The sequence below is a fragment of the Cellulomonas composti genome, assembly GCF_007990245.1.
GTDB lineage: Bacteria > Actinomycetota > Actinomycetes > Actinomycetales > Cellulomonadaceae > Cellulomonas > Cellulomonas composti.
On the sequence record NZ_BJWG01000013.1, the window covers coordinates 114763 to 124892 of the forward strand.

General features: G+C 73.9%; 8 protein-coding genes. 6 read left to right on the top strand and 2 right to left on the bottom strand.

Annotated elements, in window-relative coordinates:
• The first annotated feature begins 799 nt into the window (after positions 1 to 799).
• The 3 genes from CCO02nite_RS13535 to CCO02nite_RS13545 all read left to right on the top strand — a co-directional run bounded on the left by CCO02nite_RS13535 (position 800) and on the right by CCO02nite_RS13545 (position 5260).
• On the top strand, positions 800 to 2953 hold the full coding sequence (locus CCO02nite_RS13535; RefSeq protein ID WP_146843696.1) for a S9 family peptidase: 2154 nt from the start codon (positions 800 to 802) through the stop codon (positions 2951 to 2953).
• 95 nt (positions 2954 to 3048) lie between these two features.
• On the top strand, positions 3049 to 3744 hold the full coding sequence (locus tag CCO02nite_RS13540) for a biliverdin-producing heme oxygenase (protein ID WP_371862517.1): 696 nt from the start codon (positions 3049 to 3051) through the stop codon (positions 3742 to 3744).
• 100 nt (positions 3745 to 3844) lie between these two features.
• The gene (locus tag CCO02nite_RS13545) at positions 3845 to 5260 is read left to right on the top strand and encodes a GGDEF domain-containing protein (protein WP_146843697.1); all 1416 of its coding nucleotides are present in this window, start codon (positions 3845 to 3847) and stop codon (positions 5258 to 5260) included.
• Positions 5261 to 5272: 12 nt separating this feature from the next.
• Here CCO02nite_RS13545 and CCO02nite_RS13550 read toward each other — a convergent pair whose 3' ends face one another.
• Positions 5273 to 7192 (bottom strand): NHL domain-containing thioredoxin family protein, encoded by a 1920-nt coding sequence (locus tag CCO02nite_RS13550; RefSeq protein WP_146843699.1) that lies wholly within the window; start codon positions 7190 to 7192, stop codon positions 5273 to 5275.
• A 57-nt stretch (positions 7193 to 7249) separates the two neighbouring features.
• On the opposite strand from CCO02nite_RS13550, the gene CCO02nite_RS13555 reads away from it, so the two are divergent.
• Complete coding sequence (locus CCO02nite_RS13555; RefSeq protein WP_146843700.1) at positions 7250 to 7681, top strand: DUF6584 family protein; 432 nt, start codon at positions 7250 to 7252, stop codon at positions 7679 to 7681.
• A 35-nt stretch (positions 7682 to 7716) separates the two neighbouring features.
• Here CCO02nite_RS13555 and CCO02nite_RS15775 read toward each other — a convergent pair whose 3' ends face one another.
• Positions 7717 to 7863 (bottom strand): hypothetical protein, encoded by a 147-nt coding sequence (locus CCO02nite_RS15775; RefSeq protein ID WP_186812704.1) that lies wholly within the window; start codon positions 7861 to 7863, stop codon positions 7717 to 7719.
• A gap of 160 nt (positions 7864 to 8023) precedes the next feature.
• Between CCO02nite_RS15775 and CCO02nite_RS13560 the strand changes: the two genes are divergently transcribed.
• Positions 8024 to 8842, top strand: coding sequence for a patatin-like phospholipase family protein (locus CCO02nite_RS13560; protein ID WP_146843701.1), 819 nt, complete (start codon positions 8024 to 8026; stop codon positions 8840 to 8842).
• Positions 8839 to 9888: a 1-acyl-sn-glycerol-3-phosphate acyltransferase gene (locus CCO02nite_RS13565; protein WP_146843703.1), complete on the top strand. Its 1050-nt coding sequence runs from the start codon at positions 8839 to 8841 to the stop codon at positions 9886 to 9888. The genes CCO02nite_RS13560 and CCO02nite_RS13565 overlap by 4 nt, the downstream gene beginning before the upstream one ends.
• Positions 9889 to 10130 lie beyond the last annotated feature (242 nt).

Genomic DNA, 10130 nt, shown 5'->3' on the forward strand with positions numbered 1-10130 from the left:
CGCATCCACCGACGGCTGCCGGCCCCGGCAAGGCGCGCTGCGGCGCCCGTCAAGCCCGTCGATGCAGCGATGGGTGCAGAGATCGTGGGGTCCACCCGCCGAGACCTGCACCCATCCCTGCACCCACACCCGCCAGCCCCGACGACCCACGCACCCACCGACGGTGCCGGCCCCGGCTAGGCGCCCCGCGGCGCCCGCCAACTCGTCGATGCAGCGATGGGTGCAGGACTCGTGGGGTCCACCCGCCGAGACCTGCACCCATCCCTGCACCCACACCCGCCAGCCCCGACGACCCGCGCACCCACCGACGGCTGCCGGCCCCGGCAAGGCGGGCCGCGGCGCCCGCCAAGCCCGTCGATGCAGCGATGGGTGCAGGACTTGCGGGGTCCACCCGCCGAGACCTGCACCCATCCCTGCACCCACACCCGCCAGCCCCGACGACCCACGCACCCACCGACGGTGCCGGCCCCGGCTAGGCGCCCCGCGGCGCCCGCCAACTCGTCGATGCAGCGATGGGTGCAGGACTCGTGGGGTCCACCCGCCGAGACCTGCACCCATCCCTGCACCCATCCCTACACCCACACCCGCCAGCCCCGACGACCCGCGCACCCACCGACGGCTGCCGGCCCCGGCAAGGTGGGCTGCGGCGCCCGCCAAGCCCGTCGATGCAGCGATGGGTGCAGGAGTCGCGGGGTCCACCCGCCGAGACCTGCATCCATCCCTGCGCCCACGGTTGCCGGCCCGACAGGCCGGGCCTGTACGCGCGGTGGGTGTCGGTCGCTCGTGATAGGACCGGGGCATGGGATTCGTCATCGGTGACCTCGAGCAGTACGTCGCGCTGCCGCGCCTGTCCGGGCTGGTGCTCTCGCCCGACGGGACGCGCCTCGTGACGGCCGTCAGCACGCTCGACCCGAAGGGCACGCGCTACCGCACGGCGTTGTGGGAGGTCGACCCCGTCGGCGAGCGTCCGCCGCGCCGCCTGACGCGGTCCGCCAAGTCCGAGGGCGGCGCCGCGTTCACGCGCTCCGGCGACCTGCTGTTCACGTCCGCCCGTCCCGATCCGGACGCCGCGGAGCCCGACGACGACGCGCCGGGCGCGCTGTGGCTGCTGCCCGCCGACGGCGCCGAGGCCCGCGTCGTCGCGTCCCGCCGCGGCGGGATCGGCGCGCCGGGCGCGGCACTCGACGCCGACGTCGTGCTGGTCTCGGGTGACGTGCTCGCGACCGCGCGCGACGAGGAGCACGACGAGAAGCTGCGCAAGGCGCGCAAGGACAAGAAGGTCGGCGCGATCCTGCACACCGGCTACCCCGTCCGCTACTGGGACCATGACCTCGGCCCGGACGCGCCGCACCTATTCGTCGGCACGTTCACCTCCGAGCCGCCCGCGCGGAAGGCCGCCGACCCGACCGCGACGACGGGGCAGCAGGCGTCCGACGAGAAGGCGGCGGTCGAGCCGGCGCCCGCAACGCCGCTCGACGAGCGGGTCGCGCTGCGTGACCTGACACCGGACGCGGGCCGCTCGCTCGTCGAGCAGTCCGCCGTGGTCAGCCCGGACGGCACGACGATCGTCGCGGGCTGGACGGTGCCCGCCGCAGGCGGTGACCAGCGCGGCATCGTCGTCGCGATCGACGTGGCGAGCGGCGAGCGGCACCCGCTCGTCGACGACCCGGACGCGGACGTGTACGACCCGCGCATCTCTCCCGACGGCCGGTGGGTCGTCGTCAGCCGCGAGACGATCTCGACGCCGTTCGACGCGCCGCGCGTGAGCCTGCTGCTCGTGCCGGTGGCGGGCGGCGAGGCTCGGGCGATCGCCGCGGGCTGGGACCGGTGGCCGGGCGGGCCGGTCTGGCTGCCGGACTCGTCGGGGCTGCTGGTGACCGCCGACGACGACGGGCGCGCGCCCGTGTGGCGGATCGACCTGGCGACCGACGGCGGCGAGGACCGCGTCACGCGCGTGACGTCCGACGACGCGGCGTTCACCGACGTGCGCGTCGCGCCCGACGGCACCACGGCCTACGCGCTGCGGGCGTCCTACCTGGCGCCGGCCCACCCGGTGCGGATCGACCTGACCGGCGCGCTGCCGGTCGAGGCGGTCGCGCTGCGCTCGCCCGTCCCGCTGCCGGAGCTGCCGGGCCGCCTCGAGGAGGTCGACACGATCGCCGCCGACGGTCGGCGCGTGCGTGCCTGGCTCGCGCTGCCGCATGGGGCGAGCGCCGCCGAGCCCGCACCGCTGCTGCTGTGGATCCACGGCGGGCCGCTGGGCTCGTGGAACGCCTGGTCCTGGCGGTGGAACCCGTGGCTGCTCGTCGCGCGAGGGTATGCGGTGCTGCTGCCTGACCCGGCGCTGTCGACCGGCTACGGCCAGGACTTCGTGCAGGCCGGCTGGGGTGCGTGGGGCGCCGCGCCGTACACGGACCTCATGCGCATCACCGACGAGGTCGAGGCGCGTGCGGACATCGACGAGACCCGCACGGCCGCGATGGGCGGCTCGTTCGGCGGCTACATGGCCAACTGGGTGGCCGGCCACACCGACCGGTTCCGGGCGATCGTCACGCACGCGAGCCTGTGGGCGCTCGACCAGTTCGGCCCGACCACGGACGCGGCGTTCTACTGGCAGCGCGAGATGACGAGCGAGATGGCGCACGACAACTCGCCGCACCGGCACGTCGAGCAGATCGTCACGCCGATGCTCGTCGTCCACGGCGACCGCGACTACCGGGTGCCGATCGGCGAGGGACTGCGCCTCTGGTACGAGCTGCTGTCGCGCTCCGGCCTGCCCGCGGACGAGACGGGGCGCACGCCGCACCGCTTCCTCTACTTCCCGGACGAGAACCACTGGGTGCTCGCGCCGCAGCACGCGATCGTCTGGTACCAGACCGTCGTGGCGTTCCTCGCGGAGCACGTGCTGGAGGCGACCGGGGACGACGCGACGTACCCGGAGCTGCTCGGGTAGCCCACGGAGAGCGAGGGTAGGCAAACCTAATATCGGCGGGTAAGGTTGGTGACACCGCGTCAGCAACGCGGTCCACCGACCCGAGAGAGACCGTCGTGACCACGATCTCCGAGCGCCCCGCTCCCGCTCCCGCGACGCAGGCGACTGCCGCCGCGAGTGACGTCCCGCTGTCGCTCGCCCTGCGCGAGGGCACCCGTGAGCAGCACGGCCAGGCCGAGGGCATGGCCTTCGTCGAGAACCTCATGGCCGGCCGGCTCGGCCGCGAGGCGTACACCGACCTCGCGGTGCAGCAGCTCTCGATCTACACGGCACTCGAGGAGGCCGGCCACCGCGTGCGTGCGGCGGGCGGCGACCACGACCTCGTGTTCGACGAGCTCACGCGCGTCCCGGCGATCGAACGCGACCTGGAGCACCTGCTCGGCGCCGACTGGCGGGACCGCGTCCACTTCCTGCCCGCGACCCGCGCCTACACCGAGCGCCTCGTGGCGTGCGGTGACGACGTGAGCCGCTACGCCGCGCACGCCTACACCCGTTACCTCGGGGACCTGTCCGGCGGCCAGGTCGTCAAGCGCATGGTGCAGCGGCACTACGGGCTGCCAGCCGAGGCGGTGTCGTTCTACGACTTCCCGGAGATCCACAAGCTCAAGCCGTTCAAGGACGTCTACCGCGAGCGCCTCGACGCGCTGCCGCTCGACGCGGACCAGCGTGCGGCGGTCGTCGCCGAGGCCCAGGTCGCGTTCTCGCTGAACCAGGCGATGTTTGCCGAGCTGGGGGCCGTTCACCAGGGGTGATGAACCCGAACAGCGCCGGACGGGTGGCCGGACGGGTGATTCCGCGGCCTCCTGTGGGCCCACGGCAGCGCGCGGGGTCGATTGGGTCGATGATGTCCCGGTGACGCGACGCGGGCCCGCCGGAGCGCGCGCCGGGCGCCGTGCCGCCGCGGCGCTGGACGGCGTGCGCGGCTTCGCGTTGCTGGCGCACCGCCTCGACAGGTGCGCGGGGCTCGACGAGGCCGTCGAGACGGCCGCCGCCGCTGCGGCCGAGCTGCTCGGTGCGCGGCGCGCGGCCGTCTGCCGGATCCGGCAGGACACGTGCCTCGTCCTGACGGTCCAGCCCAGCCAGGTCGACCCGCGGTACGCCGAGTACCTCGCGACGCCCTTTCGCGCAGAGGACCGGCCCGCGCTGCGCACGCTGATCCGGGACCGCGCGAGCTGGTTGGCCCACGCCGTGGACGTCACGGGCAAGCCCGTCGAGCCCGGGGACACCGATGCCGGCGACGAGGTCGAGGTCGCGACCTTGCGCGAGGTCGGGCTCGCGAGCGCGCTCGCCTCCCCCGTCGTCGTGAACGGCTCGGTCTGGGGTCAGGTCTACGCGCTGCGCGGTCCGGACAGCGGCCTGTTCTCGGTCGACGACGTCGCCCGCGCCGAGGTCGTCGGTGCGCTGCTCGCCGGGGCGATCGCGCGTGTCGACCTCGAGGAGCAGGTCCGCCACCTCGTCGCCGACGACCCGCTGACCGGGCTCCCGAACCGACGCGCCGCCGACAACGCCGCGGAGGCGGCGCTCGAGGACGGCCGCGAGGTCTGCATCGTGATGGCCGACGTCGACGGGCTCAAGCGCGTCAACGACCGGATGGGCCACGAGACGGGCGACGACCTGCTGCGCACCGTCGCGGACGTGCTGCGCCGCGTGGCCGACGAGCTGCCGGGCAGCACCGCCGCCCGCATCGGCGGCGACGAGTTCTGCCTGGTGACGGTGGGCCACCACCGGGCGACGGTCGCCGAGGTGCTCAGCCGTGTCGTCGGGGGCTACCCGCTTCCGCACGGCGCCGCGATCTCCTACGGACTCGCGTCGACCGCCGTCACCGGCGAGGTCACCGCGCGTCATCTGTTCCGCCGCGCCGACATCGCGCAGTACCGCGCCAAGCGGGCCCGCGCCCGCGCGCAGGAGAGCGCCGTGCCCGCGACGGCCGATCCGGCCGTGACCGCCGAGCGCGTCGTGGTCGCGGGAGCCGCCGCGATCACCGCCGCGCAGTCCGGGGCGGTGCCGCGCCTGTGCGCGCTGGCCGCGGCCGTGACCGAGACCCTCAGCGGTTCGGACTGGGCCGTGCTCATGGAGCGCGACGGCGACGACGCGGCGATCGCCCGCGGCGGCAGCCCGGCCGACCTCGAGCGGGCGCAGGCCACCGTCCGGCTCACGCACCGGACCTGGGTCGTCGAGATCGGGGCGTCCGTGAACGCCGCGACCGGCGCGCAGGTGACCACCGCGCTGCAGGCGCTCGTCGCGATCGCGGTCGACGGCGCGTCCTGATCCCCGCCGCGCTCAGCCGTGCAACGGCAGCGTGAGCTGCGCGGCGCCGCCCGCGACCACCCGCACCGGAATACCCCAGTCCTGCGCGTTGAGGTGGCACGCCGGGTACTCGATCGCCGGGTCGTCGTCGCAGCTCGCCGCGTGCGCCGTCACGTGCAGCACACCCTCGCGCACCGCGGGGTCGAGCCGTAGCGCCCGCCCGAGCGCGACGGCGTCCCCCGCACCCTCCAGGAGCAGGCCCGGCGGGGTCGAGGAGACCTGCAGGCGGGTCGACGGGCCGTAACGGTCGTCGTACTTCTGACCCTTGGCGGGCGTGAACACGACGTCGAGCGCGACCTCGTGGCCGAGCTCGGTGACCGGCCGGCGCGTGCGGTGCGCACCGCCGTCGACGGCCGTGGCCGTGGTCAGGTCGACCGGCAGCCGCGTGATCCGGTGCGCCGCGGACTCCACGACCAGCAGGTGCGCGCGGCCGTCCTCGGCCCCGACGACGAGCCCGCTCGGCTCGGCGAGGCCCGTCGCGAGGGTCGTCACCTCGTTCGTCGTCGGGTCGAAGCGGCGTACCGCGCCGTTGTAGGTGTCGGCGACGGCGATCGAGCCGTCGGGGAGCACCGCGACGCCGAGCGGGTGCTGCAGGCGCGCCTCGGCCGCCGGCCCGTCGCGATGACCGAACTCGAACAGCCCGGCGCCGATCGCGGTGGAGACGGCGCCGTCGCTGATCGTGCCGCGCTCGGCCGCGACCCACCGCAGGGCCGACGTCTCGGAGTCGGCGAGCCAGATCCGGTCCTCGGCGTCGACCGCCAGCCCCGACGGCTGCGCGAACCACGCCTGCGCGATCGGACCGTCGAGCAGGCCCTCGTTCATGGTCCCGCCGACGTGCCGCAGCGACCCTTCCTCGTCGTCGAGCACCCACAGCGTGTGGTTGCCCGCCATCGCGACGACGAACCCCGCCCAGGCCGGCGACCACGCCACGTCCCACGGCGAGGACAGCCGCACGTCGAGCGGCGGCCCGTCGTAGCCCGCGCCGGTCCGGTCACGCTCGGCCCCGTCCGCCCACGGCAGCACGTTGTCCGCCGCGCCGACCAGGTACTGCTCACCCGTCCCCGCCACGGTCGTGACCTGGCCGTCGGCGAGCCGCACGCCGCGCAGCGCGTGGTTGACCGTGTCCGCGACGAGCACGTCGTAGCCGAGCGGCCCGCGAAGCTCGTCGGGCACGAGGCACAGACCGTTGGGCTCGCTGAAGCGGGCGACGTCCGACCCGCCGTCGACGAGCCCGCGCTCGCCGGTGCCGATCCGCCGCACGAGCGTCTCGCCGTCCGCCGCGAGCTCCGCGAGGCTGTGGTGCCCCGCGTCCGCGACCAACAGCGTGCCGCCGGGCAGCGCGACCGCCTTCGCCGGGAACCGCAGCGTGCTCGCCGCGGCCGGCGGCGGCACGTACGGCCCGTCGCCGCGGTGGAGCGTGCCCTTCGCCTCGTGCTCGACGATCAGCTGGCGCACCAGCACCTCGACGTTGTGCCGGTGCCCCTCGCCGGCCATCTGCGCGACGACGTAGCCCTCGGGGTCGATCACGACGAGCGTGGGCCAGGCCCGTGCGGTGTACGCGCGCCACGTCACCAGGTCGGGGTCGTCGAGCACGGGGTGGTGCACCTCGTACCGCTCCACCGCCGCGGCCAGCGCGTCCGGGTCGGCCTCGTGCACGAACTTCGGCGAGTGCACCCCGATCACGACGAGCGAGTCGGAGAACTCCCGCTCCACCTCACGCAGCTCGTCGAGGACGTGCAGGCAGTTGATGCAGCAGAACGTCCAGAAGTCGAGCAGCACGACCTTGCCGCGCAGCTCGGCGAGCGTGATCGTCCGCCCGCCCGTGTTCAGCCAGCCCCGACCCAGCAGCTCGGACGCACGGGTGCGAGGAAGACGACGAGGTTCGACGCTCACAACCACAGTGTCCGGTACGACGGCACCGATGCAGTAACTCGGTGCATCCTTGTGCCCGTGAAAGGGATCGAGCGCGCCGAGGGCGATCTGTCGCGCGGTGACGTGCGCAAGGCGCGTGATCGCCTCAAAGGCCTCCTGAGTTCATATCCGCATGACCTCGAAGTCCGGAGGCTCCTCGCCGAGGCGTACCGGCGCGACCGGCAGTTTCCAGAGGCGGGTCGGTGGGGCTACCTGGTGGGGCCAGACGCGAGTGACAGGGAGCGAGACGCCTTCGAGCGCCACTGCGCTTTCGGGCACAGCACACGCATCACGGAGGCCCGACTCCGAGCGTTGCTCCGGTGTGACTACCTCGGGGCGATCGCCGACGAGGTAGGCCGTGACGTGCTTCGCGACCTTCCGAACAAGAGAGGTCCTGAGCGCATTGACGGGCCGGTTCGTGCCGCGATCCGTCGCGTCGCCGCCTTGAGAGCGCGCCTCGCGTATCGCTGACGCGGCGCGCGTGAAGCCGCGCGGCGCCGAGTTCGTCAGACCGCCGGCAACGTCCAGAAGTCGAGCAGCAAGACCTTGCCGCGCAGCTCGGCGAGCGTGATCATGCGTCCGCCGGTGTTGAGCCAGCCTCGGCCCAGCAGCTCGGACGCGCGGACTCGGGGCAGTCGGGGCGCAACACTCACGCGACCATTGTCCGCCCCGTCCCGCCCGGTACCTGTCCCACCCCGGGCCAGCCCCTTCGCGACACGCGCCTGCCCCTCCGTAACCCGAGCCCGCCCCGGTCCACGCGTGCTCCGCTGGCGGGTCGGCGCCCTGGGCCGGGCGATGTGCCACGATCGGCGCGTGACGGTGGGGTTCGTGCTCGGGGGCGGCGGCGTGCGCGGCGCGGTGCAGGTCGGGATGCTGCGCGCGCTCTTCGAGGCCGGCGTACGCCCGGACACGATCGTCGGGACGTCGATCGGCGCGATCAACGGCGCCGCGCTCGCGGCCGATCCCACGCCGGACGTCGTCGCGAAGCTCGAGCACGCGTGGGCGTCGCCCGCGGCCGCCGCGGTGTACGGCGACTCGTGGCCCAAGCAGCTGCGCCGGCTCGCCCGTTCGCGCACGCACCTGAACGACCCGGAGCCGTTGCGACGGCTGATCGCGGACATGATCGGCGAGGACGCGCGGTTCGAGGACCTGGCTGTTCCGCTCGCGGTCGCGGCCGCGTGCATCGAACGTGCGGCGGAGCGCTGGTTCGACGAGGGGGCGGTGCTCCCGGCCGTGATGGCGTCCGCGTCCGTCCCCGGGATCCTGCCGCCCACGCAGATCGGCGACGAGCACTTCGTCGACGGTGGCATCGTGAACTCCATCCCGCTGGGCGAAGCGGTCCGGCGTGGTGCGACGAGGGTCTACGTGCTGCAGGTCGGCCGGATCGAGGAGTCGCTCGAGGCTCCCGGCAAGCCGTCGGAGGTGGCCCGCGTGAGCTTCGAGATCGCCCGACGGCACAGGTTCTCGCGGGAGATCGAGCAGGTCCCCGAGGGTGTGACGGTCCACGTCCTGCCGTCGGGTGGACCGGGTCCGGGCGACGAGAAGCTCAGCTCGTACCGGCGGCTGGACGCGACCCACGCCCGCATCGAGCGCGCCTACGAGGCGACCGCGAGCTACCTGGAGTCGGCATGAACTGGCGGCTGCCGCCCAAGTGGGTGCGGCGCGTGGTGCTCGCACCGCTCATGGTGGCGCTCGCGTTCGTCGTGATGCCGGTGGGGCTGATCTTCGCGGGGATCGTCGGCGCGGCGATCACGTGGCTGCTGCCAGGCCGCCTGCGCATCGTGCGCGCGATCTGGATGGTGATCTTCTACATCCTCTGGGACGCGACGGCGCTGGTCGCGGCGTTCTCGCTGTGGATCGCGAGCGGGTTCGGGTTCTTCCTGCGTCGGCCGTGGTGGCAGGGCGTGCACTACCGCTTCGCGGGGACCATGCTGCGGGTCCTGTTCTGGCAGATCCGCTGGACGCTGCGGCTGCAGATCGACGTGGTGGACGCCGAGCTCGGCAGCGTGCTGGTCGGTCAGCCGATCATCGTCGCGAGCCGGCACGCCGGTCCGGGCGACTCGTTCATCCTGGTCCACGCGCTGCTCAACTGGTTCGACCGCGCTCCGCGCATCGTCCTGAAGGACACCCTGCAGTGGGACCCCGCGATCGACGTGCTGCTCAACCGACTCCCGTCGCAGTTCATCACGCCGCGCTCGGCGCGACGCTCCGACGCTCCCCGGCTGTCCGACGCCGTGGGTGACCTGGCGGCCGGCCTGGGCCCCGACGGGGCGCTGGTGATCTTCCCCGAGGGCGGCAACGTGACGCCGGGCCGCCGGGCCAGGCGCATCGACACACTGCGCGAGCAGGGTCAGCACCACCTCGCCGAGCAGGCCGAGCAGATGGTCAACGTGATGGCACCGCACTCCGGCGGGCTGCTGTCCGCGCTCGGCGCGGCGTCCGATGCGGGTGTCGTGTTCGTCGCGCACACGGGCCTGGACCGACTCGTGACCGTACGCGACATCTGGCGCGAGCTGCCGATGGACAAGCGGATCGTCATGAAGGGCTGGTCCGTGCCGCCGCAGGACGTCCCCCGCGACCCGGGCGACCAGGAGGAGTGGCTCTTCGCCCACTGGCGACGCATCGACGACTGGATCGCCGCCTTCGACGTCGCCGCCGCCCCCGACCCGAGCCCCTGACCCACCCCCACCCACCCCACCGCCCCCTCCCGCCCGCACCTCCCGCCCGCCCCGAACTCCCGCCCGCCCGCACCTCCCGGACACCGCTCGATGCAGGGATGGATGCAGGATCCGCGGGGTCGGGCCGCCGAGACCTGCATTCATGGCTGCATCGACCCGTGTCCGGGAGCCGGGGTGTCCGGTGGCTGCTGGTGTCCGGGAGGTGCGGGGTGTCCCGGGCGGGTGCCGGGTGGTGCGGGGGT

Coding starts and splice junctions, on each gene's coding strand:
- CCO02nite_RS13535 (WP_146843696.1), top strand. CDS start 800: ATGGGATTCGTCATCGGTGACCTCGAGCAGTACGTCGCGCTGCCGCGC.
- CCO02nite_RS13565 (WP_146843703.1), top strand. CDS start 8,839: ATGAACTGGCGGCTGCCGCCCAAGTGGGTGCGGCGCGTGGTGCTCGCA.